The organism is Sphingomonas sp. P4_D12 (genome assembly GCF_056401895.1).
Genome location: NZ_JBFUIL010000002.1, coordinates 354,811 through 381,468, shown reverse-complemented (window position 1 = coordinate 381,468; position 26,658 = coordinate 354,811). Strand labels below are relative to the sequence as shown.

Here is a 26,658-nt window from a genome sequence, read left to right as displayed (position 1 = left end):
ATCATGATTATCTGGCGGCGAGCCTGAACGGAGCAAGTCGGGCGTCGGCCTGGCGCGCCGCGACGGTGCGGCAGCGCTCGACCTCGACGGGTACCAGCGCACCGACCCGTGGATAATCGCCGCAAACCCGTTCCGCCGCCCGGCGAATGCGCGCGCGCGCCGTCCTGATGCCGGCATCGGTCGAGAGATCGAGATCATGGATAGAGACGACGGCCTTGGGCAGCTGATCCATGTCCCGAGCTACCGCGGCCGCATCGGCAGTGCCGAAAAAGACCGCAGCGACGATCGATCCCATTCCCACATATGAAATATGCATCACGCTTTTCCCATCAATTGAAGTCAATCGTCGCTCGCCGAAACAGGGCGACGATTTGGGGATATTTCAGGGGACTGGTCGAGCGGAGCGCTCTTCGATCAACGCGCCGATCGCTTCTATCAACCACCTGAGCAGGCGACGAACGACCGACGGCGTTCGACAAGCGGCGACCTGGCCAAAGCCTCTCCTTTTGCAGCTAAATCGAATTCCGCGCGGCTTGAGCGCGGCGTGACGATCCGACATAGAGCCAGGAAGATCGAGGCGGCACGGAAGGCATGACGGTGCAGGAAATCGGTGTCGGCGTGATCGGTTATGGTCTGGCGGGCCGGGCGTTTCATACACCCTATGTCCGCGCCACGGCCGGCATGGCGTTGCGCGCGATCGTCACGCGCAATCCGGCGAAGGTGCATGCCGACTTGCCCGATATGCGCGTCGTGCCCGATGTCGCGGCGCTGCTGGCCGAGCCGGGCATCGATCTCGTCGTTGTCGCCAGCCCCGACGCGCTTCATGCCGAGCACGCCGTCGCGGCGTTGGAAGCCGGCAAGCATGTGCTGATCGACAAGCCGTTCGCCACTAGCTTGGCCGACGCCCGCCGCGTGGCGGCCGCCGCCGACGCCGCGGACCGGCAAGTGACCGTGTTCCAGAACCGCCGCTGGGATGCGGATTTCCGCACGCTGCAGCGGCTGATCGCGGAAGGCTCGCTGGGTGAGATCGTGCAGTTCGAAAGCCATTTCGATCGCTGGCGCCCAACCCCGACCGGTCTGTGGAAAGAAGCCCGCGAGGGTGGGGCTTGGCTCGACCTTGGGCCGCATCTGGTCGACCAGGCGCTGGTGCTATTCGGGCGACCCGAAGGAGTCAGCCTCGACCTCGCGACCTTGCGCGGAGGGGCGCCGTCACCCGATTATTTCCACGCCGTGCTGCGCTATGATCGGCATCGCGTAATCCTGCATGCCACCAAGCTCGCCGCGCAACACGGCCTGAGGTTCGCGGTGCACGGCACGCGCGCGAGCTGGATCAAGCATGGGAGCGATCCGCAGGAAGCCGCGACGCTTGCCGGGCACGCGCCGGAGGGAGAGGATTGGGGCATCGATCCGATCGACGGCACGCTGACGATCGGCGACGATGGCACGGTCTCCCCCGTACGCAACGAACGCGGCGACTATCGGCTCTTTTGGCAGGCGATGGCAGGCGCCATTCGGGGCGGGAATGCGAACCCGGTCCCCGCCAGCGAGGCGATCACGGTGATGGAAGTGCTCGACGCCGGGCTGCGCAGCGCCGCCGAGCGAGCGGAGGCTCTGCTTTAGCCCATCATCCGTTCGGTGCCGCGTGCAGTTGCTGGGCGATCTGCTTGAGCGCGCCCTCGGTTCCTTCGCAAGCGTCATTGGCGAGGAGGACATAGCCTTCCTGCGCCTGCGGATAGAGCACGACCTGGCTCGTCATCCCGAACGTGCCGCCGCCGTGCCATAGCATGCGCTGACCGTTGTCCAGCGCCATGTTCCAGATCAGCCCCTCGCCATCGGACTGCGTCCCGACCAGCGGTTGATGCGCCAGTTTGATCGCGGGGACATTCTCGTCGAGTTGCCACCGGACATAGCGGACCATGTCGGCCGGCGTCGAATAGAGGCCGTAAGCGGCACCGGCATTGCGCAGATGAAAGGGCGTCGCCCGGCCGAGCCGGTCATACGGCGTGACCAGCCTTTTGCGCTGGGCCGGCGAGAGGACGAAATCGGTATCCTTCATCCCGAGCGGGCGCAGGATCGAGGCACGCATCAGACGTTCGAACGGCTGCTTACGGACGGTCTCAAGCCCGAAACCGATCACTTTCATACCCAGGTTGGAATAGGCCTCGGTCGTTCCCGGCGTGCTCCGCAACGCAATGCCGTGCAACGCGGTGAGGTAATGATCGCGGTCATAGCCGCGATCGAGCGCCAGCAGGGCGTCGGGGAGTGTCCGATAATCGCGATGATCGTAGAGCGCGTCGGTATCGGGGAAATCGCGCGGCAACCCAGATCGATGGGTTGCCAACGAGCGCAGTGTGATCGGCTGCCCATCGCGTTCCAGATTCGGATAGGTCTGGGGAAGATAGGAGCGGAAATCGCGATCGACGCCCATCGCGCCGTCGCTCACGGCCTGCGCCGCCAGCGCCCCGGTGAAGGTCTTGGTGACCGAGGCGATTTCGTAGATGCTGTCCGGCGTCGCCTTCCGTCTGGTCTGCCTGGACGCCGTTCCGTAATCGTAGAACCGGACTTGCCCGTGCACCAAAGCCGCGATCGATAGGCCAACGCGGCAGCGGTTCGCCAGAAAGCCCGCGGCAAGCTTATCTGCAGCGGTGTCGATCGCCACGGTGAGCGGCTGCGACACTGGCTGGACACGCATGACCGGTGATGCCGCGGCCGGACCGAAGGCGGCAGCTGCGGTCAGAGTGATGGCGATATAACCTGCTTTCATTGCTGCAGATTTGCACAAATCGCGCAGGCTTGGCCAGGTATTTAGGCTGCCTTCGCATGCTCTTCGACATAGACCGACTTCGGCCGGATCAGGCGGCCGGTCAGCGCCTGTTCGCGCGCATGCGCGATCCAGCCGACGACGCGACCCATCGCGAAGACGCCAGTGAAACTCTCCTTCGGGAAACCGACCGCCTCGAGCAGCAAGGCGGTGTAGAATTCGACGTTGGTTTCGATGACGCGGCTTTGCTTGCGCTGACGCAAGGCGACGAGCGCGATGCGTTCGACCTGCTCGGCGAATTCCAGTCGACCGCCGACACGGTCGAGCGTGTGGAGGGCCGCCTTCAAGGCATCGGCGCGCGGGTCGCGGACACGGTAGATGCGGTGGCCGAAGCCCATAAGCCGCTCGCCGCGATTGAGCGCGCGGTCGATCCAGGCGTGTGCGTCTCCTTCCGCTGCGATACCGTCGAGCATTTCGATCACCGGGCCGGGCGCGCCACCATGAAGCGGCCCTTTGAGCGCCCCCAGCCCGGCCAGCACTGTCGACGTCAGTCCGGCCTGGGTCGACGCGACGACCCGCGCGGCGAAGGTCGACGCGTTGAGGCCGTGGTCGCTGACCGTCACCAGATAGGCGTCGAGCGCCGCACCGCCAGTATCGCGGCCAAGCATCCGCACGACATCGTCGGCGTGGCCGCGCGAGGGATCGGGTGCGATTGGGTGCTGTTCCGCAGATTGACGGAGCAAGGCGGGAATCAGCACTGCGGGCGCGGCGATCAGGCGCAGCGCGTCGTCGAGGGTCACGCCATCCGGCATCGGCGCGAGCGCGGCGCGCATTGCATCATAGACGGGCAGCTCCGCCAGCAACGGCAGTAACGGACGGGCGCGCTCGAACGCGCTAGTACGCGCCTGCCCCAGCATTGCGGCCAAGCGGTCGGGATCGGGCAGGTCATCGAAGAAACCATCGAATAGCAAATGCACGACCTGTTCGAACGTCCAGCGGCCCGCCAGTGCGTCCAGCGGATGGCCGCGGATCATCAGCCGCCCTGCCCCACCATCGACATCGGACAGTACCGTCTCCGCGGCGACGACATCTTCCAAACCGCTGTTCATCAGCCGAACTCCCTTGACGTGACGCAGCGCAAATGGTCGTGTCGCAACCGTCAATCAATCTTGATCAAGTGAATCAATCATGCAGGAATGGCTGTCGCGCGACGAGGCGCTGGTCACGTTGGGAGTCCGGCCGCAGACGCTCTACGCCTATGTCAGTCGCGGGTTGATCGAGCGGCGCGCCGATGCAGCCGATCCCCGGCGAAGCGAATATCGTGGCGACGATATTCTGGCGCTAACCAAGCGGCGCGCGCGCGGACGGCGCACGGCATCGATAGCGGCATCCGCCATGGCTTGGGGCGAACCGGTGATCCCGACGCGGATTTCGACCGTGGCGCATGGGCAGCTGATCTTTCGCGGCCGTCGGGCGGCCGAACTGGCCGATCACGCGACGTTGGAGGAGGTTGCCGCATTATTATGGGAACAACCGGTGGCGGCATTCCCGATCGCGCATGACGGCGGCGATCCTTTCCAAGCCTTGGCGGCGCTGATCGCGGGCGCCAGGTCGATGATCGGACGAGCGCCCGCCAAACTCGCGCAGGAAGCGTCAGTCGCGGTCGCGGCGATCGCCGGTACGTTCGGTGCGGCCGGCGACGGGCCGATACATGAACGTCTGGCGCGTGGTTGGTCGCTCGATGCGACGGGCACCGACCTCATTCGACGCGCGCTGGTGTTGCTCGCGGATCATGAGCTCAATCCCTCGACCTTTGCCGCGCGGATCGCCGCGTCGACCGGTGCACCGATGACAGCGTGCGTAATGGCAGGGCTATCGACACTGTCGGGGCCGAAACATGGCGGCGCAGGTGCCGCACTCGCGGCCCTGGCTGCGGAAGCCAAGGCGAACGGCGTCGATATGGCGGTGGCCCGGTGGCTAGCGGCCGGCCATGGCCTGCCAGGGTTTGGCCATCCGCTCTATCCGCATGGCGATCCGCGTGCCGCCGCGTTGCTGCCGCTAGTCACGCTCGATCCGGCGCTCATCGAGCTGCGCGACGCTGTCGTGGATGCAACCGAGGCGCTGCCCAATATCGATTTCGCCTTGCTCGCGATATCAGTCGCCGCTGACCTGCCTGCCGACGCACCGTTCCGTCTGTTCGCCACCGCGCGCGGGGTCGGATGGGCGGCGCACGCCATCGAGCAGTCGGCCAGCGGCGCGATGATCCGGCCGCGTGCGCGGTATCAGGGACCAGCGACCGGTACCCCGGGAAACGATCGCTAGACGGGTCATGAACAATGGGGCTCGGACGCCGTCGTCCGAGCCCCTGTAGCTTGCTCAATACGTGCCAGAGAAACTGCGATTGAGGATGCGGCCATCGCCGCCTTCCTCCTGATCGCGGCCGGCGCTGTCGCCACCGAAGAACGCGCTCCGCTCTTCATCTCGCCAATGCGCCTTGGCCTCCTCGGCCGTCTTGCGCACGATTACCTTGTCATCGACGCGGTCAATCCAGCGCGACGGAATCGAATGATGCCGGCCGCCGGCATCGGGATCGCTCTTGGTCAGGAGAATGCGATCGCCGCGCACTTTGTCGACGGTGCCGATATGCTCGCCATCGGAACCGACCACGTCCATATGCTCGGTAACACGCTGCAGACTCGATCGCTGAGTCTGCCGTTCGTTGCGCCAACTGCCGAATTCGTTGGAGAACCGCTGCTGGTTCTCGCGGCGATATTCCTCATAATCGCGGTCGAGTGCGGCGATCTGGCCGGCGCGCCAGCTGTGATAATCGCCATCGCCACGATAGCTACTATCGCCGCCATACCGCTGATCATAGCGCTGGTCCGCATCGCGCCGACGCTCGGCCTCTTCGTCGCCGAACCACGACCGCACCTCGTCGCCCGCACGCGCAAAGAAGTTGCGGTCTTCATAGCTATAGTCGCGTGGATCGCGATCATATCCGCGACCAAAACTGCGCCGGCCGCGATACATGTCAGGGCGACCGTAATCGCGATCGTCATCGCGGCGGTCGATATCGGAGAAGCGGTCGGACGCGTAGCTGCCGCGATAGCGTGGGCCGGAGCCATAATCGTATCCGCGATTGGCGAAATTGGGGTTGCGGCTCTGACTGTAATAACCGCGATCGTAATCGTCGCGATCACGATCGGGGCGACGGCTCGGGCCGATCATGCCGGCGGCTTCATATTCGCGCGCGCTGGTATAGGTGCGATCCTGACCGGAGCCATAATCGCGGCCGTAATTGTCGTCGCCGGGTGCGTAATAATCGCCTTGCAGCGAATTGCCGCGGGGGTAGCGTTCATATGCCATCTGGCGGGTCCTCTCATCGGGTGTCGACGGCGGACGCGGAAAGGGGGGAACCGCGCCCGCCTGCCCGCTTAAACGGGACGCAAAGGCCGCCAGTTCCCCAATTTGACGGCTGCTTGATGCAGGTTAACGAAGTTGTCCGGCAACTGAGCGCGACCTGTTTGGCCGACGCGGCAAAGCGCGTGTTGCAAAGCCGGAAAATGGTCGCTAGAGGCTCGCGCTCCCAAGGGCGGAAGCGCCCTTGCGGCGTGGGCGGGGCTGTAGCTCAGATGGGAGAGCGCTGCAATCGCACTGCAGAGGTCAGGGGTTCGATTCCCCTCAGCTCCACCAGCCGCCCACGCCAGATCGGACGCACCGTGCTAGCGTAGCTCGACGGATCGGCGCCTAACCTTTCGCCGCCGCCACGCGACCTAGGCTATCGCCACAGCACCGCCACCCTCGGCGCTTCCTCTTCGAGCGCTTGCAATCGGTCGTACCACGGCCCGATGTCCTGCGCGGCGGGCGAAAACCCTTCAAACTGCAAGCGCGCGGCGATCCAGCGCGCGCGCAAGCTTTCCAGCTCGGTCCAGATCATCCCGACGACTCCGCTGGCCCGCGGTTCTCGCCGACAGACGTTGATCCGTCCCGTTTCGATCGTTTCCCAAACGAGCGCTCCGATTTCGTCGGCGATCAGCCGGTCGATCGAGGGACGCCGGGTACACCAGTCACGCAACATCTCGCCGATCGGGATCAGGGCGTGCGCGGCATCGATCAACGCGGCAACCGCCGGGTCACGGGTCCAGCAGTCGACCGCGAGCAGACGCGCGCTTTCGGGATGGAGGTCGGGCGAGGACTGAACAGCGGCAGGCGGCAATGATTGCTCCCACGCCAGAAGAGCGGCGAAAAGCAAATATGGGACATATTGTCCAACTATTCAACGTCGCCGATGGCAGCTAGCTCGGCCCGGAATATAGCCTTCAGTGGGACGATCTGGCCAAGTCAGCCGCCTTTTCGCAAGGGCTTGCCGTGATTGGCGAGCTGAGCAGCGCGCCATTTTTCGATCATGTGCGGACCGGGCACGTCAGGATAGGGTCCCTTCCCGGCTACACGTCGTCCGGTGAGAAGAAATTCGACCGACACGCCCGTGATCAAGGCAAATTGCTCCATCATCGCATGCGGCATCGGCGTGCGCGATTCGTATTTGCGATAACGTTCGGCCGGTACGCCGAGCAGGGTCGACATCTGTCCGGCCGTCATCCCCCTGAGCTGGCGAAGTGCCTTCACCCTGGCGATATAAAGAGCGTCGAATTCCTCTGGCGTGATCGGATCGGTCATGGACAAATTGTACCATGACCTCGGCTCATAACAAAGCGCCAACTGACGGTTGATATGTTGGACAATATGTCCAATTTATTGCCAATGACGACCGCCGCTAGCTCCGAACGTGCCAATGGATCGCTAAAGGACGGACCGCAAACGAGGTGCGCAGCATGTGGGCGCTCGGTCTGCGATCATCCCGATCCGATCTACGGCGGCATTGTGCCCGCATCTCTTCGGCCCGCGCCAGCGGCCGAAACGCGAACCGGATAGGCCGTCGCGCCGGTCAAATCAGACACCGAATTTATCAGGAGAAAAGACGTTGGCGGATAGCAATCCGAAGATCCAGCGAGCGAGCGCACGCGCTGAGAGTGGCGCGGAAGACCGGCTCACGATGATCCGCGCCAGTGCCGCACGACGATTGGCCGCGCTCCCACAACGCGAGCAGCAGCCCGACGCCGTCGATCGTCTGGCCGCCGCGCTGCACCGGCGCGAGGAGTCGGAACGGCGGCACGAGGCAATGATCGCGCGGTGGCAGCACAAGAATGAAGGTACGCCGGAGACGCACGAAAAGGCGAACGCGCTGCCCGAGCGGCGTCGGCAATCGCCGCTCCACCGGATGGAACGCCTGGGCAAGATCAGCGCGGACGAGCGCGCCGCGGCCGAAGAGATTGCCGGCGTGGCGGAGAGAATCCGGCGCGCCGGGTCGATACGGTCGGTGTCACTGGAAACGCGCGTCGATTTCGCCAATTCGGGGCGGGACCAATTGGTCGAGTCACTGAAACGTGTGCGGCTGGAGGTCGCCTATCGCGCATGGTGCGAGGCCATCCCTCGGCCGAGAGCCATGGTGCTCGACATGGTGTTGAGCGACCGATCGTTCGTGCAACTGGCACACGCGCATGGGATGCAATGGCGAACGGCGCGCAAGCGGCTGATTACCGCGTTGCGGATGTGGCCCGAAATGGCGGCGGCAGCGCGACGAGATGTGGATCGCGAGGATGTCGAGGCGGTGTACGCGCGGCTGGGCGCGGGAGAACTGCTGGGATCGCAACCTTAGCCGGCCAACACGGACCGAAGCGACACGACGACCACCGAGATGTTTGGGAGTGCGCGGCGGACATATCTCCCCCGCACTTTCGAGATATAGTTCGCAAGGGTCTTGCTTCAAGACCCGCCCTTTGCCGTAAAGCCCCTGCCCCATCGATTCGCAGGGAGAGGCGATATGCGGGCAGTATCATCTACTTATGACGTGCGCGAAGGCGCCGATACGAAGGCGAGCGACCACGCGATTGTGATTTGCGGCGGCGGGCCGACCGGACTGATGCTGGCCGGCGAGTTGGCGCTGGCGGGGGCCGATGTCGCGATCGTCGAGCGGCGCCCGAACCAGGAACTGGCGGGGTCGCGCGCAGGCGGATTGCATGCTCGATCGATCGAATTGCTCGATCAACGCGGCATTGCCGACCGGTTCCTGGCCGCTGGAGAAGCGATGCAGGTCACGGGCTTCGCGCTCACCAGGCTCGACATCAGCGACTTTCCCACCCGGCACAATTACGGGCTGGCTTTGTGGCAGAACCATATAGAGCGCATCCTGGCCGAATGGGTCCCCGAGCTGGGAGTGCCGACCTATCGCGCGCGCAACGTGATCGGGTTCGTCGAGGATGAAACGGGCGTCGACATCGCACTATCCGACGGGAGTTCGCTGCGGACCGACTATCTGGTCGGATGCGATGGCGGGCGCAGCCCGATCCGCAAGGCGGCGGGGATCGACTTTCCCGGTTGGGATCCTACTATCAGCAATCTGATCGCCGAGGTCGAGCTGGAAGAAGAGCCCGACTGGGGCATCCGTCGCGACGCGATCGGGTTGCATGGGCTGAGCCGGATGGACGACGGCAAGACGGTGCGCGTCATGATCACCGAGCAGCGGGCGGGGCGTGCCGGCGATCCGGGGCTCAGCGACCTGAGCGAAGGGCTGATCGCGGTCTATGGGACCGATTTCGGGGTACATAATCCGAGCTGGATTTCGCGCTTCAGCGACATGACGCGGCAGGCCGCGACGTATCGCAAGGGCCGGATCTTGCTGGCCGGCGATGCCGCGCATGTCCATTCGCCTGATGGGGGCCAAGGCCTCAACATCGGCTTGCACGATGCGGTGAACCTGGGATGGAAATTGGCGCGCGTCGCCGCGGGGACGGCGCCCGACAGCCTGCTCGACAGCTATCATGCCGAGCGTCATCCCGTCACCGCGCGGGTACTGCGCAATACGATGGCGCAAGTCGCCCTGCGGCGCGCGGACGAGCGCTCCGGCGCGCTGCGCGAGATCGTCGCCGAACTGCTGGGCATGGACGAACCGCGCCGACGCATTGCGGGGATGATGTCGGGGCTGGACGTGCAGTACGATCTTGGCGAGGGGCACGCGCTGCTCGGGCGGCGGATGCCCGACCTCGATTTGGTTACCGCCGACGGCCCGGTGAGGGTGTTCGCATTGCTGCACGATGCGCGACCGGTGCTGATCAATCTCGGCGAGCCGGGCGCGATAGAAATCTCGCCCTGGGCGGATCGAGTGAAGCTGCTGGATGCCAGTTATGAGGGGATCTGGGCGTTGCCGGTGATCGGCGCGGTTTCCGCCCCGACCGCGGTGCTGGTCCGGCCCGATGGCCATGTCGCCTGGGTAGGAAACGGCGATGATGGCGGGCTGGCCCAAGCGCTGGCGACCTGGTTCGGGCCGGCGGCAATAGCGTGACCCATCGGACGGAGGGGCGGCGTCAACGGCTCCTCCGTCCACCCGAGAAAATGAGAACAAACCGTGAAAACTTCTTGACTGCTACGAAAAAACGTGTATGTAGCAATCATCCAAATTTGCGTTCGACCGAAACGGCGTCGCGCAGTTTTCTCGCAGAAAATCCACCGGTTCCCGGACACCCGTCCGGCAACGTGCGTACGTTGCTGGAGCGGGTTGTTGCGGCGCGTCGGGCGGATGGCGATCGGGTGGAGTTCGGATGGCGGAGCGGAAGCGTGCGGGGTCGGGAACATCCGCCAAGAACGCTATTGTTCCAACTTGGTTAGTCTCCCCTCCGACGCACCTTCCCAACACTGCGCGCAAAAGCGGGCGGGCGACGATCGAAATTACCGACGCGATGCGCGCCGACGTACGGCGCTTCGCCGAGGTCGGGACACCCTATGCGATCATCGCACGGATTATGGGCATCAGCGCGACGACATTGAAACGGCGGTGCCGCGCCGAACTCGACGCGGGCGTCGAAGTGGCCAATGCGCGGATCGCGCTGACCTTGTTCGAGACCGCGATGAACGGGAACACCACGGCGATGCTGTGGTGGGAAAAGACGCGCGCGGGGCGGCGCGAGGGTTCGGCGCCCGATCCGCTTGGGATCGGCACGCGTGCCGTCGAGGCGATCACGCCCGACATGTCGGCGCGCGAGGCGGCGGAACGCTATCGCGAGGAACTTGGGTGACAGTGGGTTCAGCGCCGGCCCTCCCGACCTGGCCGCCGGACTATGTCGCCGAGCTAATGGCACGACAGCATCGATTGCGGCGGTTGAAGGCGGATGCCGGGCTGCGCGCTGGGCTTGCCGAGCGATATCGCGAGGATCCCGCCGGGTGGATCGCGCATTGGGCCGTGACGTACGATCCTAGAAAGGCGGCGAGCGACGCGCCGACGGTGATGCCGTTCGTACCCTTTCCCCGCCAGGTCGAGATGATCGCGTTCCTGCGCGCCAACGTCGATGCGCAGCAGAGCGGGTTGATCGAAAAGGCACGCGACATGGGCGCGACGTGGCTGGCCTGCGCCTTCTCCGTGTGGCTGTGGTTGTACCGGCCGGGCGCCGCGATCGGATGGGGCAGCCGCAAGGAGCAATTGGTCGACAAGATCGGCGATCCCGACAGCATTTTCGAGAAGATACGGATCATCATCCGCCACTTGCCCCGGCTGATGCTGCCCATCGGGTTCGATCCGCGCGACGACATGCCGAGCATGAAGATCGTCAACCGCGCGACCGGTGCGACGATCACCGGAGAGTCGGGCGACAATATCGGGCGCGGCGGGCGTAAGCTGATCTATTTCAAGGACGAGAGCGCACATTACGAGCGGCCCGAGAAGATCGAGGCCGCACTGGCCGACACGACCAATGTCCAGATCGACATGAGCTCGGTCAACGGGCCCGGCAATGTATTCCATCGCCGGCGCGAAAGCGGGATCGAATGGGCGCCGGGCGCAGCGCTCGCCACCGATCGGGTCAATGTGTTCGTGATGGACTGGCGCGACCATCCGGCCAAGGGTGCCGCCTGGTATGCCGGGCGGCGGGCCAAGGCGGCGGCAGACGGGCTGCTCCATGTCTTCGCGCAGGAAGTCGATCGCAATTACACCGCCGCGGTCGAAGGAATCATCATCCCCGGCGACTGGGTGGCGAGCGCGATCGACGCGCATCTCGCGCTCGGATTCGACGATGAAGGCGGGTGGCGCGCTGCGCTGGACCCGGCCGACGAGGGTGGCGACCGACATGCGCTGGCCATCGCCAAGGGGTCGGTGGTGCATTCGGTTGACGACTGGGGCGAGGGCGATGTCGGCAAGGCGACGCGGCTGGCAGTCGACCGGCTGCGCTGGCGGACGGTTGCGCTGCAGTACGACAGCATCGGCGTCGGCGCGGGGGTGAAGGCGGAGGCCAACCGGTTGCGAGATGAGGTGGACGCCGACGGGCGGGCGCTGCTGCCCGCAGGTATCACATTCCGGCCATGGAATGCCGGGGCCTCGCCGCTCCGGCCGCGAGAGCATGTCGTGCCGGGGGATAGTGAGACGCCGGTCAATGGCGATTTCTATGCGAACTTGAAAGCGCAGGCCTGGTGGCAATTGCGGCTGCGGTTCGAGCGCACGCACAAGGCGGTGACGGCGGGCGAGGTTTACGACCCCGCCGACTTGATCAGCCTGTCGCGCGACATGCCGGGGCTCGCGTCGCTGCGGAAGGAATTGAGCCAGCCGACGCGCGCGGTGAACGGTGCGCTGAAGCTGGTGGTCGACAAGAAACCCGACGGCACCAGGTCGCCCAACAAGGCCGACGCGCTGGTCATGGCTTTCTGGCCGGCGGAGGATGCGGTGGCGTCGGTTGGGTTCCTGGACCTGGTGCGCGCGGCGAATGCGGTGACGGCTGCGGAAGCGATCAGGGTTCGGGATAGGGTCCGACATCGGTATTGATCTCAACCGACCGGACACCTTCGATCGTCTCCATCTCGCCGAGTACGATTCGCAGCGCTGCCGTGGCATCGTCACGCGTTTGATAAATCCCGGACGGTGGATAGTCGTTGATCCAGTAAGGCAGGAACTCCTCGGTTGCTTCGGTCAGATATTCGGTGACGAACACCCACAGACCATCGGCGCGGGAGCAAACACGCCCACGACTTTTGCCTGACCGGGCAAGGAATGTTTCGATCGCGGTGACGAACACGGCGGCGGTCAGCGGCGATCGTCGCCGACGACCCGCAGGCAATCGCCGTCGATCTCGATCAAGGCATCGGTCCCCGATTCCCTGATATGGCGAAGGGCCATACGGCGGCACTGATCGTCGGTGTTGATCTGGTATTCGACCCAGCGACGCCATTTGGTGTCGGCCAGCGCGATGCGTTGGGCGTCCGACAGGCCCGTATCGTGTTCGGCTCGAAGGTGCTTGATGTGGTGAATCCAGCGATTGCGATCACTCTCTTTCACTGACCAACGCCGACCGTATCGACCTTGCCCGTAGCACGCTCGACCCAGGCAACACCTCCGCCGCCGAAAGCTTCGGATGCCGGATCCCAGAAATGCACGACCCAATACTTGCCCCGGGCTTCGATCCGATGACGAACGACGTGCCGCGGGTCGGCGAACGCGCTGCCAAAACGGTCGCGGAGAACCGCCTCGGCGCGCCGTGCCGCTTCGGCTTGATCGACCGGACCCGCCGTCGCGCACGCGACTGGTAGAAGCAATAGCCAGATAATGGTGAACTTCATCGCTCCAATGTGCCGCAAAAACAGCGATCCTTCCATTCATAGAACCAATTCGACCACATTTTGCGGTGCCGCCGAGGTGCCCGGCAAAGGAGAACCACATGCCCAAAGGCGGCGTGCAGACCAACATCACCTATAGCTGGGGCAACAGCAGCAACGAGAATGCGTGGGGGCCGTTTTCGCCAGGCTTTCCGCTCACGCCTGTCGTGCAGCAGCCTGTACGCGGCTACGACTTCAAGCCCAATATCAACGCGACGTTGCAGCCCCGCGCCTACGAGCAGACCGGGTTTCCAGCGCTGCGCGCGTTCGCCAATGTCGAACTGGTGCGGCTGGCGATCGAGACGCGCAAGGACCAGGTCGAGCGGCTCGACTGGCAGATCAAGCCGGTCGATGGCGCCGCCAAGATTGCCGACGATCCGCGCATCGTCGAGCTTACGCGGTTCTGGCGCAAGCCTGATGGGGTCACGCCGTTCGCGACCTTCATGCGATCGAGCCTGGAGGATTTGCTGACGCTCGATGCGCCGGCGTTCGAGAAGCGGCGCAACCGCGGCGGCAAGCTGATCGCGCTAGAGATCGTGCCCGGCGATACGATCCATCCGATGGTCGACGATACCGGACGGCGGCCGCGCGGCCCCGCCGACGTCGCCTATCAGCAGGTGATCAAGGGCGTGGTGTGGGCCAACCTGACCAATGCCGACCTGCTCTATGTGCCGCGGAACGTCCGACCGCATCATCTCTATGGCTTCGGGCCGGTCGAGCAGATCATCGTGACGATCAACACGATCCTGCGGCGCCAGGCGGCGCAATTGAGCTACTTCACCGAAGGCAATGTCCCGGCGGGACTGCTCAACGCGCCCGAGGGATGGGATGCGGCGAAGATCCAGGAATTGCAGCAATGGTTCGACGATCGGATCGCGGGCAACGCGGCCGAACAGAACAAGCTGATATGGGGGCCGCATGGATCGCAATTCACCGCGTTCAAGGCGGCGCCGATCAAGGACGAGTTCGACGAATGGCTGGCGCGGATCGTCGCCTTCGCCTTCTCGCTGCCCCCTACCCCGTTCGTGCGCCAGATGAACCGCTCGACCGCGATGGAGGATCAGGAGCGCTCGCTCGAGGAGGGGTTGGAGCCGCTGCAGCTTTGGATGAAGCGCTGGATCGACGATGTGATCCAGATCGAGTTCGGTTACGCCGATCTGGAATTCGCGTTCGTCAAGGCGACCAGCATCGATCCGCAGGTGCAGTCGGAGATTGACGATCGCGATCTGCGCAACGGGTCGAAGACGATCGACGAGGTGCGGCATGCGCGCGGGGACGATCCGTTGCCCGATGGGCTAGGAGCGCGGCCGATATTGTATACCAGCGCAGGGGCGGTGTTGCTGGCGGATGCGATCGCGGGGGTGATGGCCGAACCAACGGAAGGCTGAACGGTGCTCGAACTACCAGTCGTGGTGACGCCGGCTCCGCTAGCCGCGCCTGCCACGGAAGATCGTCCAGCCGGCGAAGACGAACGACGCCAGCGCACCGAGCATCAGGACAAGCGCCGCGATATGATATTTGGCACGTTCGGGTGAGACACCATTCGCCCCGAACGGCGCGGCATCGCCCTCTGCCTCCAGCGAGCGACCGACGAAATAGAGTCCCGTGGCAACCGCCAGGAAGATGAGCGGCTTGAATTTCATGTCTTGCCCCCCGTGCCGACGTTCCGACCGCCCCCGCGATCCGGCCAAAGCGAGACTAACGCGACTGTGCGCGGAAGCCAAACAATAGCCGTAACGAGACCCCCTCACATCCTGAAAGGACAGCCATCGCATGACGCGGTTTCGCCAGTTCGGCGCGATCACCAAGGTCGAGGATCAGGAAGACGGCACGATCAAGGTCTGGGGCATCGCCTCATCCGAGACGCGCGACCAGCAGGGCGAGACGATCACCGCCGCGGCGATGAAGGCGGCGCTGCCCGACTACGGACGCTTCCCGGCGCTGCGCGAGATGCACGAGCCGAGTGCTGCCGGGCGCGTGGTCGAGGCCGAGGTCGACGATCACGGTATCACCCAGATCTGCGCGCACGTCGTCGATCCGCTGGCGATCACCAAGGTGCGTGCGGGCGTCTATGCCGGCTTCTCGATCGGCGGGAAGGTGCTGAAGCGCGACACCGCAGATCGCAGCGTGATCACCGCGCTGAAGCTGGTCGAGATCAGCCTGGTCGACAGCCCGTGCAACCCCGACGCCGTCATCAACATGTGGAAGGCCGATATGGATTATGTTCCGAGTGGCGACGAGGTGGTCGCTAAGGCCCGCGAGCTGGCCGAGGATGCGGGATCACGGCGGTACAAGGATTTCCTGTTCAAGGCGCGCGAACGGCTGATCGCCGCGGCACTGGCGAGCGACCTGGGCGACGATGATGACGACGACGACCAGGACGAGGATCGTGACCCGGATGCGGGGGCCGACGCCGATGGCGACGACGATGCTCCCGCCGCGGATCCGGACGGCGGCAAGCCGGACGACCAGGACAAGCCACCGGCGGCCAAGCCGCAACTGAAGCCCAAACCGAAGTCAGCCGACCCTCAAGCCGATAGCGATGCCGACACGGATAATTCCGACGCGCCGCGCGAGGGCACTGAACCGCCTGATGCTGACGACGACGCGCCGCCTAAACCCAAGGCCAAGCCGGCGCCGGACAGCAAGGATCGGGTGAAGCGTGTCGCGACCGGCGACAATGCCGGTAACGACACCGAAGACACCGGCAGCGACGATGCCGGGGCTGCCCAACCCGATGCCGATCGCATCCAGGCGGCACACGACCACCTCGTCGCGCTGGGCGCGCAATGCCGCGCGGAAAATTGCGGAGACGCTGACCAGCCACCGGCAGATGCTACCGCACGCCCTCGCCCACAGGTTGCACCGCCCGCTCCCGATCCTGACGAGGACACCGAGAAGTTGCGACGCGGCGACGCGCTGGGCGACGGTATGATGGCCGAGCTCGCCAAACGCTTCGGCGACACGATCACGATGCTGAACGCGACGATCGGCGATCTGACCAAGCGCCTGGAGCAAGTTGAGGCCGAGCCGGCGGCGCCCAGAACCGCCGTCGGCCCGCTGCGCGCGGTGAGCAAGGCCGAGGACGCCTCGCCCAATTCAGCCAATGGCACGTCGGCAATCAGCGCCGACGATCTCAAGAAAGTGATCGACACCCTCCCTGAGCAGGAGCGCGGCCAGTTCCTGCTGCGCATCGCTCTGTCCAACCCGACTCTGGTTCACGCGGCCCGCGCAACCGCCTGACCTGTCGCCCGCGCCGTCGCGCTCGGGCCTCGTTCCTGCGCCTATCCAAAGGACGGATAGCAATGACCAATCTCACTCCCGACGAGATCAAGAAGTCGCTCGTTTCCAGCCTGTCGAACCCCGACGAGAATATTTCGCGCGCCATCATGCTGATGGCGGGCGGACGCCCCGACATGGTCGAAAAAGCCATTTCCACCGGCACCGGCCTGGTCGCCTATGACCTGCAAGCGCCGGCCAAGAACCTGTATCCGGTCAACACGCCGATCATCAAATCGCTGCCGCGCGTCGGCGGCGGGGGCGGCACCGCGACCAACTGGAAGTCCGTCACCGCGCTGACCGGATCGGGCTTCGACAACACGCCCTGGGTACCCGAGGGCCAGCGTGCTGGGCAAATGGCCTACACCACCGCGGATCGCGCGGCCCCGTATCGTACATTGGGCGAAGAAGATCAGGCGACGTTCGAAGCGATCTCCGCCGGGCGCACGTTCGAGGACATCAAGGCGTCGATGACGCAGCGCTTGCTGCAAAAGACGATGCTGAAGGAAGAAGCCGGGGTGATTTTCGGCAACGCCTCGCTGGCGCTGGGCACGCCGACCGCGCCGACGCTGAGCGCGGGCGGTACCGGATCGACCTTGCCGGGATCGGTGACTTATTCGGTGATCGTCGTCGCGCTGACGATGGAAGGCATGCGCAACAGCACGTTGTCGAACGGTGTCGCGACCTCGAAGTCGGTGACCGGCGCCGACGGCAAGAGCTTCTCGATCAATGGCGGGTCGTCGATGAAGTCAGCGGCGGCTAGCCAGGCGACGACCGCCGGTCAGGCGCTGTCGTGCAGCGTTCCGGCGATCCAGGGCGCGGCGGGCTATGCCTGGTTCGTCGGCACCGCGGGGAGCGAGAAGCTCGAGGCGATCAGCTCAACCAACAGCGTCGTGTTCTCGAAACCGCTCGCCGGCACCGGCCAGGCGGCGAGTGCGGTCAGCGCGGACTGCTCGACCAACTCGACCGCGTTCGACGGTTTGCTGACTACCGCGCTGAAGCCGGCGTCAGGCGCATACGTCAATTATCTCGCCACGGGCACGCCGGGCGCGGGCACCACGCTGACCTCTTCGGGGCAGGGATCGGTGACCGAGATCGATGTGATGATGCAGTCGATGTGGGACAATTATCAATGCTCGGTCGACGTGCTCTACGTGAACAGCCAGGAGCAGCGGAACATCACCAGGAAGGTGCTCGCGTCGGGTACCGCGTCGCTGCTCAACTACTTCCAGGATCCGAAGGCGGGCGAGGTCGCGCTGACCGCCGGCGGCGTGGTCGAATATTATTACAACCCGTACCTCAACAAGAAGATTCCGATCCGCCTGCACCCCAACGTGTCGGCGGGGACGATCCTGGGCTGGGCCGGCGATTTGCCGGTCCAGTATCAGTCGAGCGAAGTGCCCAATGTCGCGGAAATGAAAGTGCGCCGCGATTACTACCAGATCGACTGGCCGATCACGACGCGTGCCGAGATGTCGGGCGTCTATGTCGAGGAGACGCTGGCGGTCTATGCGCCGTTCGCGATGGGCGTGATCGCCAACATCGCCAACGGCTGATCCTTCTCCCTCCCGGGCGCCCACCCCTTTGCCCCGGGCTTTCCTGGCCCCGCCGCGATGACCGGCGGGGCCTTTTCATGTTCGAGAGGAGATGCCGCGTGCCCGATAATCCTTCCCCGCGCCGGGCGCCCAAAGCGGCGCCCGCTGATATGGTCACGATGCATCATGAGGACGGCGCCGGGTGCAGTTGGCGCGGGCAATCCTTCGCGGCCGATGCCAAGGGCGTCGTGACCGTGCCGGTCGCGGCGGCGGCCGAGCTGCTCACGCACGGCTTCAGCTTCGTGAGCCGATGACGTCATGGCGGCGGGCGACCTCACCAATCTGTCGGCGGTCAAACGCTGGCTCAACATTTCGAGCGACAATGACGACGCGCTGCTGACCGATCTGGTCACTCAGGTCTCGTCGTTCGTCGAAAACACCATCCAGCGTAAGGTCCTGACGACGACGCATGTCGAGACTTATCGCGGGACCGGCGGATCGCGGTTCCTGCTGAGAAACTGGCCGGTCCAATCGGTGACGTCGGTCGAATGGGGCGAGACGCGGATCGACACTGTGGTCGATGCGATCGGCAACGCTTCGGGGGTCGCCACCGATGGGCGCAGCGTGATCCTGGTCGGATCGCGAACGCCGTACGATCGGCCGGTGCGAGTGACGTATGTCGCGGGATATGATTCCGTCCCGGCCGATCTAATGCTGGCGGTGACTGAACTGGTCGGCGAAGCCTATTCGGCCCGCACGCATATCGGCGAGACCAGCCATGCGAGTTCGGGCACGACCACCGTCGCGTTCAGCCGCGAGGCGATGCACCAGGCGGTGCTGGCACGGCTCAACAATTACATGTTGGCGGCGCCGCTATGAGCGTGACGCTGGATGCGGAGGCGCTGAGCGCCGGCCTCGATCGCCTGTCGTCGCAAGTGTCGGCGGCGGTCGAGGCCAAGGTGACGGCGGCGACCGCCGAACTGCAACGGCATGTGATCGACGACAAGCTTCACGGCCAGATGCTGAACGCGCGTACCGGTCGGCTGGCGAGCGCGGTCGAGCGCACGGTCGAGGCCAAGGACGACAATATAGTCGGTCAAGTATTCGTGAATAATAACGTGCCTTATGCTGCGATCCTAGCATACGGTGGCAGTACGTCGCCGCATGACATCGTGCCCGACAAGGCCAAGGCGCTCGCCTTCGCGGCAGGCGGCAAGCACGTATTCGCGCGGGTGATCCACCATCCCGGATCGCGCTTTCCGGCGCGGCCCTATCTGGCAAGCGCACTAAGCGATGAGGCCGACGAGATCGCCGCGGCGCTGAAATTGGCGGCGATCACCGCCGCGCAGGAGGCGATCGGATGACCATTCGCAATCAGGTGTTCGACGCATTGCTGGCGCTGGGCGACGTGCGTTGGGGCAATGACGAAGGTTTTGTCGAGCGGTCGCGCCGGCTCAAGATGTGGGACAAGGCGCCGGTGCCCGGGCTGTATCAGATCGAGGGCACCGAGACGATTGCCTCGCTCGACGGCCAGCTCGACAAGCACAGCCTGCGCGCGAGCTGGATCATCTATCATCGCGGCGGCAAGGACCAGGCGGCGACCCCCGCCGAAACCAGTAACGCAATCCTCGACGCGATCGAGGCGGCGTTTCGCCCCGCGCTTCCCGGCGCGCGGCAGACGCTCGGCGGGCTCGCCTATCGCGCGTTCATCGACGGCACGATCCACAAGGACAATGGCGACCTGGACGGTCAGGCCATGCTGATCGTGCCGATCACCATCATCCTTCCCTGATCACAATGGAGAAACCAATGGCACGATCGCAATCCGCCGCGGCCGACACCGATCCCCCGACGCCGACGGCGGACGGCGATACGGCCACCGCCCCTGCCCCAACAACGTCGCCTTTGCCGCCGCGCTTCACAGCGCCCGGCCATGTCAGCGCGATTATCCTGTCGACCGGGCGCGAGATCGGCGTGGAAAATGGCGTGCTCACTGCACCCACCGATCTGAGCGACGACGAACAGCGCCAGATCGCACGCGCGGGCTGCTCGCCCGTCTAAGCTGCCAATTACTTTCAACTACGAACGCCAATGCCCGCTTCCTGCGGGCTTTTTTATTGGAGAAATCGCATGGCCATGTACAATTTCGGTGCCGGGGTGCTGTGGGGCACGCCGACTTTCGACGCGACAGGCGCGACGATCGCCAACCCGACCCCGCTGATGTTGGCGGTGACGCAGGAAGTCTCGATCGACATTCAGGGCGACATCAAGGAGCTCTATGGCTCCAACCAGTTCCCGGTCGCGGTCGGCCGCGGCAAGATGAAGATCACCGGCAAGGCCAAATATGGCCAGTTCAACGGCGCGGTAATGAATAGTCTGTTCTTCGGCCAGACGGTGACGTCGAGCCTGTACAGCATCGTCAATGACGTGACGGGCGCGACGATCCCGGCGACGCCGTTCACGATCACCCCGACCGTACCGGCAAGCGGCACCTGGGCGGGCGACCTGGGCGTGCGCGATGCCAGCGGCAACCCGATGACGCGCGTCGCCTCCGCCCCCACCGCCGGGCAGTACAGCGTCACCGCCGGCGCGTATCTGTTCGCAGCCGCCGATACCGGCAAGCTGGTCTTCATTAACTACAGTTACACCGCGACTTCCACGGTCGCGAAGACCTCGGTCGTACAGAACATCCAGATGGGTCAGGCACCCACCTTTCGCGCCGATTTCTTCAACCAGCTTGGCGGCAACGGGCTGGCGTTGACCTTATTCGCCTGCGTCTCGAACAAGCTCGCCCTGCAGACCAAGGTCGATGACTTCATGATCCCGGAACTCGATTTTTCGGCATTCGCCGATCCGTCGGGCAACGTACTGAAATGGGGGTCGGCGCAGTAATATGGCCAAGATCCATATTCTTGGGCGCGATTTCGCGATCGCGCCCTATAAGCTCGGCGAACTGCGCCGGGCCGCGCCGTTCATCGACAACATCCAACGCAAGACCGACGGCAGCGGATCGCTGTCCGATTTGATGGATTCCGCTGTCGACCTGCTCAACGTGCTATCGATCGGGCTGGTCAAGATCGATCCGGTGCTAACCGCCGACTATCTCGAGGCGAACGTGTCGATGGACGAGTTTGTCGGGCTGCAAACCGCTTTCCTGGACCTGAGCGAGGAATCGGGACTCAAGCGCAAGGGGGAAGCGATGGCTCCCACGGAAGCGGCGCCGGCGGGAGCCTCGAGCACGGACTTGCCGAGCTCGTCCACGATCTGATCACCGCTGGAATCGAGGGCGGGTCGAAGGCCGCGATCGAACGCGATTGGGGGCTGGCCGATGTCGATGCCCAATATCAGAGCTGGCGACGTACCGGCCCGCCACTCAACATCGCTGCAGTCGCGATTGCGCGAGCGTTGGGAGTCGATCTGATTCCCAGCAAGGACCGTAGCTCGGCCGAGACGCGGGAACTCTCGCCGACGCGGCCGACGCTCGCACGGCTTTGCGCCGAGGTCGCGATGCCGGTCGCCGGCGGCGACACCGCGGCGGCATCATGCGCGATACTCCAGAGACTGAAGGACATGTCATGAGCGATACCGTCTCCATCCGGATCACGGCCGACACATCCGGGGTGGAGGCGGGCATCCAACGGGTCCGTGGCGATCTGGGCGAGTTGAAGAGCACAGTCCAGGCCGCCGCGGACAGCATGAGCGGAGGCTTCGCCGGGATGCGCGGCGCGGTAGAACGCAGTGCTCAGTCGATGGATGCGCTGACCGCCAGCATGCACGGATTGAGGCCGCAGGAAATCGTCAGCGGCCTGAACGAAGTGACCGCCGCGCTGAGGCATAACAGCGCGGCGCTGCAGGAAATGGCCACCAAGTCCGGCGAGGGCAAAAGCGGTTTCGGCAAGCTGGTCGAAGGGATCAAGGGCGCGGCGGGCGTTGCCGGCGAACTGTACGAAGCGGGCAAGCAAGCCGCCCAGGCCATCGTGGCGATGGGGGAATCGTCCGAGAAGGTCAGCGTGCTGTCGAAGCAACTCGGAATGTCGACGCACCAAGTTCAACAATTGCAGGCAATGGCGCAGGCGACCGGAACCGACTTCACCAAATTGTCGCAGAGCACGGCCGCGCTGGACAAGAATTTCAGCAAGAGCCCCGACACGTTCAAGAAACTCGGCATCGATATCAAGGCGGGGTCGGATCAGATGACGATCCTGACCACCGTGGCCGACAAGTTCGCCAAGACCACCGATGGTCCGCAAAAAACCGCGATGGCGATCAAGCTGATGGGCCAGGCTGGCGCCGAAGCGATCCCGTTCCTGAACCAGGGCGGCGCGGCGATCAGCGCGCTTGCGCAGAAGACCGATGCCTATGGGGCCGCTAACGACGGTGCGGTCGCCAGCGGTACGAAATTGGGAGAGTCGGTCAACGAGGCGCAGATCGCCTGGACCGGCGTCACCCAAACCTTGACCGCGGCACTCGCGCCGGTGGCGACCGAGATCGTCGACCGCTTCAACGAGCTCGCTAAGGCTTTCACGCAGAGCTACGCCAGCGGCGGCCTGGTCAAAACGATTTTCGACCTGTTGAGCGGTGCGATCGAGGGCGTCGGCGAGATCATCAACACGCTCGGCACAGCCTTTGCGGACCTTTGGCAGATCAGCGGCGCCGGTGGGCTGAACTGGTCTGAAATCCAGCATAATGTGATGAACGTCGTGATCACCGCGATCAAGACAGTGGTCGCCGCGGTCGTCGCGCTCGCGATCGGTTTCAAGATCGAGTTCGACCTGATCGCCGGCTATGCACTCGACTGGTGGGGCAAGTTGAAGGAGGCGTTCGACTTCGCCGGGTTGGGCATCGAGGCCATCAAGAAGACGTTCCAGCTGTTCGGCCAGGTGGCCTATGATGCGCTGACGCTCCACTGGAGCTCGATCGCCTCCGACTGGGACAAGGGGCTTGCGGACATCGACGCCACCGTCCGCCGCCGCGGCGCCCAGATCGTCGGCGATGCCAAGAAAACGAGCGAACAGGCGCAAGGCTATCTCCGTGCGGCCCATGATCTGCAGAATAACACGCCCGGAATGCTCGCCGGTGTTCTAAACAAGACACCGCCACCGCCGCCGAGCGGCGTGACCAAGCCGACTCCTTCTCCAACGCCGCCACCGACGCCGGCGCCCAGTCCGGGTCACGGCAATGCCGGCGGCGGCGCAGCGAAGCCGCAAAGCCGGATGAACGAATGGCAAGCGGCGCTCGACGAAAAGAAGCTCGCCATCCAGGCCGAAGCCGACGCTGAAGGCAAGTTCCGCCAGATATCACTTCAGGAAGAACATGCCTATTGGGCGAACATCCTCGCCACCGTAAAGATATCGAAAGACGAGGAGGCCGCAGTCAAGCGCAAGGCGACTGAAACCAGCATCGCCATGCATGAGGAGGAATTTCAATCCGAGGTCGATAAGCTTCGAAAGAAGCTCGATCTCGCGCATGGCAACCTTGCCGAAGAGACGAAAATAGGCAAGGCGATCGTCGACGCGACCAAGGAATATTATGGCGAGGAATCGAAGCAGGCTAAGGATACCGAACGACAGATCACCGAATATCTGCGCCGCGAAGCCGATGAACGGCGACGCATTCAGGATGACTATTTCAAGCACGTTGCCGACATGCGGCATAGCGATGTCGACGACGCTCAGGCCCAAGCCGAATATCTCAACCAGATGGGCGCGCTGAGCGACGCTCAGCTCCTCCAGCAACAGAAGAAGTTCGAAAACGATCGGTTCCAGATCGACAGCGACGAACTGACCCGTAAGCTCAACCAGCTCAAAGCCGACCCGACAACGAACCCCGATGTGATTAACGGCCAGAATGCCAAGATCGAGCAGCTTGCGAAGCAGCATCAATTGCGCCTTAACGACATCAGCCGAAAGGCCAGTCTCCAGCGCAGCCAGATCGAACGCCAAGCTATCAATCAGATCGCGTCCGGCTGGAGCCAGAACATCGCAAAGATGCTCACGCTGCAGCAGGGGTTCGCCGCAACGGTTAAGGGCCTTTGGCAGACCGTGCAGCAGGCGATTGGCGACGCCATCGCAAAGATCATTGAGCAATGGCTTGCCAAGGAGCTGACGGCACTCGCGATCAAGCTCGGGATCCTGAAAACCGACGGCCAAAGCACGATCACTACCGAGGCCGCCAAGGCCGGCGCAGGCGGCACGGCGTCGATGGCCGCCGCACCGTTCCCGATGAACCTCGGTGCGGTAGGGTTCGGTGCAGCTATGTCTGCCGCAGCGGCATCGTACGGGACGATGGCCGGGTTCGATGTTGGCGCCTACGACCTGAGTAGGGATGGCATCGGCATGCTGCACAAGGGGGAAACGATCATCCCCGCCGATCAGGCCGGCGGATGGCGGAATGTCATGGGGCTATTCGCGTCGATGCCGACTTTCGGTGTCCCGCCGGTCGGATTCGCGGCCGGCGCGAACAGCAACGCCCCTTTTGCCGCGAATGACCAAGCCGGTGCGTCAGGTGGCTACCATTACCACGACCACACCGCGAGCGGCCTGTCCGAAGCGCAGATCATCGCCAACCGAAACGCCTTCGCCAAGGCCATGAAGATGGCGCATCGCGAAGGCAAGCTGGGTTTCTCGCTGTAGCGCTAGCGCGGCTTGTCGGGCATTCGGAACGTGATTGACGAGCCCCCGTACGAACCGATGCCTGCAGCCATGCCGGCGACCGACCCCGCCACCACACTGACGCCGCACATTTCAGTATCGCCGAACATGCCGGATGAGATGCTCGGGCCCGACGGCATTTCCATGTACTGGTCCCGGCTTGCCCATTGTTTCTGCATCGCATCATATCGGCGGTAAAAGGCCAGACGGTCAGTCCCAACGCACTCGGATCCAAGAACCGCGGTGGCAAGCTCGAAAATGTGCGTGTTATCCCAATCCTCCTGGGTGCGAGCCAGCAACGGGGCATGTTTCAGGAAGAATTTCACGTCGGTGACGTGTTCGCCATCATACAAATCCATCTGCGCGTGCAAGACATTCTGTCCAAAGATGTCCTTGTCGCGCGATCCAAACGTGACCAGGAACTCCACCAATTGCGAGATGGGACGTCCGTCGATATCGTGCTGGACCGGCTTCGGAAGCTTGTAACCGCCTCCCATCCAGAGCGGCTCGGTCATGAGCGTCACGCCGAAGCTCAAGGTCGCAAGGCAAGTCACGGCGTCCACGCCGAGGCACTTTCTTGCCGCCGGATCTTGGCGGAGTTGCTCGGCCCGAGCCTTGATCGCCGCCACGGCCGCCGCATTTTCTTTTTTGTCCTTGTTGTCGGCGGCAGCTGGCGTCGCGACCATGGCCAACGCGATCGGCCCGATCATCCATCTTAACATTCGGTTCTCCTCCCGTTGATCTGGCTGCGCGCAACGACGGGGCTAGCATCGATCCGAGCTTGAACTGCAGCAATCGCGTCCGCGACCCTGTTGTGAAGGGACGACGCTATCATTGGGCAGGCTCCTCGCAATAGGGACTGCGTGCCGATAGATCGAAAACGGAGCAAAAACCTTCGAGCGTCATGCGACGATTTCGGAGCTGACTCCCTTGCCATGATCGCCCCGCCCGCGATCTGTCCGAAGCGCCGAAATACCGAACCGGAACGGGTTTGCGCACATCGCGTCCGCATCGCAGCGGCGGCAACAGCGCCGTGCCCAAACGCCCTGCGGCGATCCGCGCAGCCCATTCGATTGGAGACGAGATTGCCCACGCTCTATCTGCCGACCCGCTGGCTCGTCACCGCCGATCCGTCGATCGACGATGCCGACGTGTTCCCGACGTTGATCGGGCAATCGTTCCTGATGGTGAAGAAACCTATGTGGGCGACGAAAATCGCAACGGCCTCTTCCGGACGCGAGCGGCGGCGCAAGACCTGGTCGTATCCGCGCTGGCAATTCAAGGTCGCTTATGAGGTGCTGCGCGACCTGCCGTCGGCGCCGGACCTCGATCGGCTGGCGACGTTCTTCCTGCTGCATGGCGGGCAATATCAGGAATTCTTCTTCTTCGACCCGGGCGACAACACCGTGGCCGCACAACGGTTCGGGATCGGTGACGGGGTAACCACCAAGTTCCAGCTTATTCGGAGTATGGCGTTCGGTAACGCGACCTTTTCCGAGCCGGTCGGCGGCGTGCTCGGAACGCCAACCGTGTTTGCCGACACGACGCCGGTCGCGAGCTTCATGATCGGTCCGCGCGGATCGATCACCTTCGCCAGCGCGCCTGCAGCCGGAAAAGTGCTGACCTGGACCGGGCGCTTCATGTTCGTTTGTCGCTTCGACGACGACGCGCTCGAGCTCAACCAGATGATGCAGAGCCTGTGGTCGCAGGACGGACTCTCCTTCACCACGACCAAGGGCTGACC

Annotated in this window: 30 protein-coding genes and 1 tRNA gene; 19 read left to right on the top strand and 12 right to left on the bottom strand. The window is 64.1% G+C overall.

Features of this window, described 5'->3' with window-relative positions; genetic code table 11:
- Positions 1–7: 7 nt before the first annotated feature.
- Positions 8–316, bottom strand: coding sequence for a UrcA family protein (locus tag AC1DSD_RS04325; protein WP_478028704.1), 309 nt, complete (start codon positions 314–316; stop codon positions 8–10).
- Positions 317–591: 275 nt separating this feature from the next.
- On the opposite strand from AC1DSD_RS04325, the gene AC1DSD_RS04320 reads away from it, so the two are divergent.
- Positions 592–1,620 carry an oxidoreductase gene (locus AC1DSD_RS04320; RefSeq protein ID WP_478028703.1) on the top strand — a complete coding sequence of 343 codons (1,029 nt, stop codon included), beginning with the start codon at positions 592–594 and terminating at the stop codon, positions 1,618–1,620.
- Positions 1,621–1,624: 4 nt separating this feature from the next.
- Here the strand turns inward: AC1DSD_RS04320 and AC1DSD_RS04315 are convergent, their stop codons facing one another.
- Entirely contained in the window at positions 1,625–2,764 is a 1,140-nt protein-coding gene (locus AC1DSD_RS04315; RefSeq protein WP_478028702.1) for a serine hydrolase domain-containing protein, read from the bottom strand.
- 41 nt (positions 2,765–2,805) lie between these two features.
- Positions 2,806–3,870 (bottom strand): citrate synthase/methylcitrate synthase, encoded by a 1,065-nt coding sequence (locus AC1DSD_RS04310; protein WP_478028701.1) that lies wholly within the window; start codon positions 3,868–3,870, stop codon positions 2,806–2,808.
- 79 nt (positions 3,871–3,949) lie between these two features.
- Between AC1DSD_RS04310 and AC1DSD_RS04305 the strand changes: the two genes are divergently transcribed.
- On the top strand, positions 3,950–5,083 hold the full coding sequence (locus AC1DSD_RS04305; protein WP_478028700.1) for a citrate synthase: 1,134 nt from the start codon (positions 3,950–3,952) through the stop codon (positions 5,081–5,083).
- 54 nt (positions 5,084–5,137) lie between these two features.
- Here the strand turns inward: AC1DSD_RS04305 and AC1DSD_RS04300 are convergent, their stop codons facing one another.
- On the bottom strand, positions 5,138–6,127 hold the full coding sequence (locus AC1DSD_RS04300) for a DUF2171 domain-containing protein (RefSeq protein ID WP_478028699.1): 990 nt from the start codon (positions 6,125–6,127) through the stop codon (positions 5,138–5,140).
- 251 nt (positions 6,128–6,378) lie between these two features.
- Here AC1DSD_RS04300 and AC1DSD_RS04295 point away from each other — a divergent pair.
- A tRNA-Ala gene (locus AC1DSD_RS04295) sits at positions 6,379–6,454 on the top strand.
- Positions 6,455–6,539: 85 nt separating this feature from the next.
- Here the strand turns inward: AC1DSD_RS04295 and AC1DSD_RS04290 are convergent.
- Positions 6,540–6,977: a hypothetical protein gene (locus tag AC1DSD_RS04290; protein WP_478028698.1), complete on the bottom strand. Its 438-nt coding sequence runs from the start codon at positions 6,975–6,977 to the stop codon at positions 6,540–6,542.
- A gap of 125 nt (positions 6,978–7,102) precedes the next feature.
- On the bottom strand, positions 7,103–7,438 hold the full coding sequence (locus tag AC1DSD_RS04285) for a helix-turn-helix domain-containing protein (RefSeq protein WP_478028697.1): 336 nt from the start codon (positions 7,436–7,438) through the stop codon (positions 7,103–7,105).
- Positions 7,439–7,595: 157 nt separating this feature from the next.
- Between AC1DSD_RS04285 and AC1DSD_RS04280 the strand changes: the two genes are divergently transcribed.
- The 4 genes from AC1DSD_RS04280 (at position 7,596) to AC1DSD_RS04265 (ending at position 12,623) form a co-directional block, all read left to right on the top strand.
- Positions 7,596–8,477 carry a hypothetical protein gene (locus AC1DSD_RS04280; protein ID WP_478028696.1) on the top strand — a complete coding sequence of 294 codons (882 nt, stop codon included), beginning with the start codon at positions 7,596–7,598 and terminating at the stop codon, positions 8,475–8,477.
- A 165-nt stretch (positions 8,478–8,642) separates the two neighbouring features.
- Positions 8,643–10,160 carry an FAD-dependent monooxygenase gene (locus AC1DSD_RS04275; RefSeq protein ID WP_478028695.1) on the top strand — a complete coding sequence of 506 codons (1,518 nt, stop codon included), beginning with the start codon at positions 8,643–8,645 and terminating at the stop codon, positions 10,158–10,160.
- A 394-nt stretch (positions 10,161–10,554) separates the two neighbouring features.
- On the top strand, positions 10,555–10,890 hold the full coding sequence (locus tag AC1DSD_RS04270; RefSeq protein WP_478028694.1) for a hypothetical protein: 336 nt from the start codon (positions 10,555–10,557) through the stop codon (positions 10,888–10,890).
- A complete protein-coding gene (locus AC1DSD_RS04265) occupies positions 10,887–12,623 on the top strand; it encodes a hypothetical protein (protein ID WP_478028693.1) in 1,737 nt (578 codons plus the stop codon). Before AC1DSD_RS04270 ends, AC1DSD_RS04265 begins: the two co-directional genes overlap by 4 nt.
- On the opposite strand, the gene AC1DSD_RS04260 is transcribed toward AC1DSD_RS04265, so the two are convergent.
- Genes AC1DSD_RS04260 through AC1DSD_RS04250 form a run of 3 tightly spaced genes read right to left on the bottom strand, consistent with a single transcriptional unit; the run spans position 12,589 to position 13,450 of the window.
- Positions 12,589–12,915: a hypothetical protein gene (locus tag AC1DSD_RS04260; RefSeq protein WP_478028692.1), complete on the bottom strand. Its 327-nt coding sequence runs from the start codon at positions 12,913–12,915 to the stop codon at positions 12,589–12,591. The two genes, AC1DSD_RS04265 and AC1DSD_RS04260, sit on opposite strands and share 35 nt — an antisense overlap.
- A complete protein-coding gene (locus AC1DSD_RS04255; RefSeq protein WP_478028691.1) occupies positions 12,882–13,133 on the bottom strand; it encodes a hypothetical protein in 252 nt (83 codons plus the stop codon). The genes AC1DSD_RS04260 and AC1DSD_RS04255 overlap by 34 nt, the downstream gene beginning before the upstream one ends.
- Positions 13,130–13,450, bottom strand: a complete 321-nt coding sequence (locus AC1DSD_RS04250; protein ID WP_478028690.1) for a hypothetical protein — start codon at positions 13,448–13,450, stop codon at positions 13,130–13,132. Before AC1DSD_RS04250 ends, AC1DSD_RS04255 begins: the two co-directional genes overlap by 4 nt.
- A gap of 62 nt (positions 13,451–13,512) precedes the next feature.
- Here AC1DSD_RS04250 and AC1DSD_RS04245 point away from each other — a divergent pair, with 62 nt between their 5' ends.
- Positions 13,513–14,838, top strand: a complete 1,326-nt coding sequence (locus AC1DSD_RS04245) for a phage portal protein (RefSeq protein WP_478028689.1) — start codon at positions 13,513–13,515, stop codon at positions 14,836–14,838.
- 39 nt (positions 14,839–14,877) lie between these two features.
- On the opposite strand, the gene AC1DSD_RS04240 is transcribed toward AC1DSD_RS04245, so the two are convergent.
- Complete coding sequence (locus AC1DSD_RS04240) at positions 14,878–15,093, bottom strand: hypothetical protein (protein WP_478028688.1); 216 nt, start codon at positions 15,091–15,093, stop codon at positions 14,878–14,880.
- A 130-nt stretch (positions 15,094–15,223) separates the two neighbouring features.
- Between AC1DSD_RS04240 and AC1DSD_RS04235 the strand changes: the two genes are divergently transcribed.
- From AC1DSD_RS04235 to AC1DSD_RS04195, 9 genes are all read left to right on the top strand, one after another.
- The gene (locus tag AC1DSD_RS04235; protein WP_478028687.1) at positions 15,224–16,693 is read left to right on the top strand and encodes an HK97 family phage prohead protease; all 1,470 of its coding nucleotides are present in this window, start codon (positions 15,224–15,226) and stop codon (positions 16,691–16,693) included.
- Between the two features lie 62 nt (positions 16,694–16,755).
- Positions 16,756–18,285: a hypothetical protein gene (locus AC1DSD_RS04230; protein ID WP_478028686.1), complete on the top strand. Its 1,530-nt coding sequence runs from the start codon at positions 16,756–16,758 to the stop codon at positions 18,283–18,285.
- 98 nt (positions 18,286–18,383) lie between these two features.
- A complete protein-coding gene (locus tag AC1DSD_RS04225; RefSeq protein ID WP_478028685.1) occupies positions 18,384–18,578 on the top strand; it encodes a hypothetical protein in 195 nt (64 codons plus the stop codon).
- Between the two features lie 4 nt (positions 18,579–18,582).
- Positions 18,583–19,143 carry a head-tail connector protein gene (locus tag AC1DSD_RS04220; RefSeq protein ID WP_478028684.1) on the top strand — a complete coding sequence of 187 codons (561 nt, stop codon included), beginning with the start codon at positions 18,583–18,585 and terminating at the stop codon, positions 19,141–19,143.
- Complete coding sequence (locus tag AC1DSD_RS04215) at positions 19,140–19,628, top strand: hypothetical protein (protein WP_478028683.1); 489 nt, start codon at positions 19,140–19,142, stop codon at positions 19,626–19,628. The genes AC1DSD_RS04220 and AC1DSD_RS04215 overlap by 4 nt, the downstream gene beginning before the upstream one ends.
- The gene (locus AC1DSD_RS04210) at positions 19,625–20,056 is read left to right on the top strand and encodes a hypothetical protein (RefSeq protein ID WP_478028682.1); all 432 of its coding nucleotides are present in this window, start codon (positions 19,625–19,627) and stop codon (positions 20,054–20,056) included. The genes AC1DSD_RS04215 and AC1DSD_RS04210 overlap by 4 nt, the downstream gene beginning before the upstream one ends.
- Positions 20,057–20,073: 17 nt before the next feature.
- Positions 20,074–20,325 (top strand): hypothetical protein, encoded by a 252-nt coding sequence (locus AC1DSD_RS04205; RefSeq protein WP_478028681.1) that lies wholly within the window; start codon positions 20,074–20,076, stop codon positions 20,323–20,325.
- Positions 20,326–20,394: 69 nt separating this feature from the next.
- A complete protein-coding gene (locus AC1DSD_RS04200; protein WP_478028680.1) occupies positions 20,395–21,156 on the top strand; it encodes a hypothetical protein in 762 nt (253 codons plus the stop codon).
- Position 21,157: 1 nt separating this feature from the next.
- On the top strand, positions 21,158–21,532 hold the full coding sequence (locus AC1DSD_RS04195; RefSeq protein ID WP_478028679.1) for a hypothetical protein: 375 nt from the start codon (positions 21,158–21,160) through the stop codon (positions 21,530–21,532).
- Positions 21,533–21,608: 76 nt separating this feature from the next.
- Here the strand turns inward: AC1DSD_RS04195 and AC1DSD_RS04190 are convergent, their stop codons facing one another.
- Positions 21,609–21,836: a hypothetical protein gene (locus tag AC1DSD_RS04190; protein WP_478028678.1), complete on the bottom strand. Its 228-nt coding sequence runs from the start codon at positions 21,834–21,836 to the stop codon at positions 21,609–21,611.
- Between the two features lie 3 nt (positions 21,837–21,839).
- Between AC1DSD_RS04190 and AC1DSD_RS04185 the strand changes: the two genes are divergently transcribed.
- The gene (locus AC1DSD_RS04185) at positions 21,840–24,896 is read left to right on the top strand and encodes a phage tail tape measure protein (protein ID WP_478028677.1); all 3,057 of its coding nucleotides are present in this window, start codon (positions 21,840–21,842) and stop codon (positions 24,894–24,896) included.
- A gap of 2 nt (positions 24,897–24,898) precedes the next feature.
- Here the strand turns inward: AC1DSD_RS04185 and AC1DSD_RS04180 are convergent, their stop codons facing one another.
- The gene (locus tag AC1DSD_RS04180) at positions 24,899–25,636 is read right to left on the bottom strand and encodes a hypothetical protein (RefSeq protein ID WP_478028676.1); all 738 of its coding nucleotides are present in this window, start codon (positions 25,634–25,636) and stop codon (positions 24,899–24,901) included.
- A 363-nt stretch (positions 25,637–25,999) separates the two neighbouring features.
- On the opposite strand from AC1DSD_RS04180, the gene AC1DSD_RS04175 reads away from it, so the two are divergent.
- On the top strand, positions 26,000–26,656 hold the full coding sequence (locus tag AC1DSD_RS04175) for a DUF2460 domain-containing protein (RefSeq protein WP_478028675.1): 657 nt from the start codon (positions 26,000–26,002) through the stop codon (positions 26,654–26,656).
- The last annotated feature ends 2 nt before the right edge of the window (positions 26,657–26,658 follow it).

Excerpts from the sequence above, each read along its gene's own strand:
- AC1DSD_RS04200 (WP_478028680.1), top strand. The coding sequence starts at position 20,395 with ATGGCCATGTACAATTTCGGTGCCGGGGTGCTGTGGGGCACGCCGACT.
- AC1DSD_RS04305 (WP_478028700.1), top strand. The coding sequence starts at position 3,950 with ATGCAGGAATGGCTGTCGCGCGACGAGGCGCTGGTCACGTTGGGAGTC.
- AC1DSD_RS04240 (WP_478028688.1), bottom strand. The coding sequence starts at position 15,093 with ATGAAATTCAAGCCGCTCATCTTCCTGGCGGTTGCCACGGGACTCTAT.
- AC1DSD_RS04195 (WP_478028679.1), top strand. The coding sequence starts at position 21,158 with ATGGCCAAGATCCATATTCTTGGGCGCGATTTCGCGATCGCGCCCTAT.
- AC1DSD_RS04215 (WP_478028683.1), top strand. The coding sequence starts at position 19,140 with ATGAGCGTGACGCTGGATGCGGAGGCGCTGAGCGCCGGCCTCGATCGC.
- AC1DSD_RS04315 (WP_478028702.1), bottom strand. The coding sequence starts at position 2,764 with ATGAAAGCAGGTTATATCGCCATCACTCTGACCGCAGCTGCCGCCTTC.
- AC1DSD_RS04185 (WP_478028677.1), top strand. The coding sequence starts at position 21,840 with ATGAGCGATACCGTCTCCATCCGGATCACGGCCGACACATCCGGGGTG.
- AC1DSD_RS04285 (WP_478028697.1), bottom strand. The coding sequence starts at position 7,438 with ATGACCGATCCGATCACGCCAGAGGAATTCGACGCTCTTTATATCGCC.
- AC1DSD_RS04300 (WP_478028699.1), bottom strand. The coding sequence starts at position 6,127 with ATGGCATATGAACGCTACCCCCGCGGCAATTCGCTGCAAGGCGATTAT.
- AC1DSD_RS04235 (WP_478028687.1), top strand. The coding sequence starts at position 15,224 with ATGACGCGGTTTCGCCAGTTCGGCGCGATCACCAAGGTCGAGGATCAG.
- AC1DSD_RS04325 (WP_478028704.1), bottom strand. The coding sequence starts at position 316 with ATGCATATTTCATATGTGGGAATGGGATCGATCGTCGCTGCGGTCTTT.
- AC1DSD_RS04245 (WP_478028689.1), top strand. The coding sequence starts at position 13,513 with ATGCCCAAAGGCGGCGTGCAGACCAACATCACCTATAGCTGGGGCAAC.
- AC1DSD_RS04205 (WP_478028681.1), top strand. The coding sequence starts at position 20,074 with ATGGCACGATCGCAATCCGCCGCGGCCGACACCGATCCCCCGACGCCG.
- AC1DSD_RS04275 (WP_478028695.1), top strand. The coding sequence starts at position 8,643 with ATGCGGGCAGTATCATCTACTTATGACGTGCGCGAAGGCGCCGATACG.
- AC1DSD_RS04220 (WP_478028684.1), top strand. The coding sequence starts at position 18,583 with ATGGCGGCGGGCGACCTCACCAATCTGTCGGCGGTCAAACGCTGGCTC.
- AC1DSD_RS04270 (WP_478028694.1), top strand. The coding sequence starts at position 10,555 with ATGCGCGCCGACGTACGGCGCTTCGCCGAGGTCGGGACACCCTATGCG.
- AC1DSD_RS04250 (WP_478028690.1), bottom strand. The coding sequence starts at position 13,450 with ATGGAAGGATCGCTGTTTTTGCGGCACATTGGAGCGATGAAGTTCACC.
- AC1DSD_RS04230 (WP_478028686.1), top strand. The coding sequence starts at position 16,756 with ATGACCAATCTCACTCCCGACGAGATCAAGAAGTCGCTCGTTTCCAGC.
- AC1DSD_RS04190 (WP_478028678.1), bottom strand. The coding sequence starts at position 21,836 with ATGTCCTTCAGTCTCTGGAGTATCGCGCATGATGCCGCCGCGGTGTCG.
- AC1DSD_RS04310 (WP_478028701.1), bottom strand. The coding sequence starts at position 3,870 with ATGAACAGCGGTTTGGAAGATGTCGTCGCCGCGGAGACGGTACTGTCC.
- AC1DSD_RS04320 (WP_478028703.1), top strand. The coding sequence starts at position 592 with ATGACGGTGCAGGAAATCGGTGTCGGCGTGATCGGTTATGGTCTGGCG.
- AC1DSD_RS04210 (WP_478028682.1), top strand. The coding sequence starts at position 19,625 with ATGACCATTCGCAATCAGGTGTTCGACGCATTGCTGGCGCTGGGCGAC.
- AC1DSD_RS04180 (WP_478028676.1), bottom strand. The coding sequence starts at position 25,636 with ATGTTAAGATGGATGATCGGGCCGATCGCGTTGGCCATGGTCGCGACG.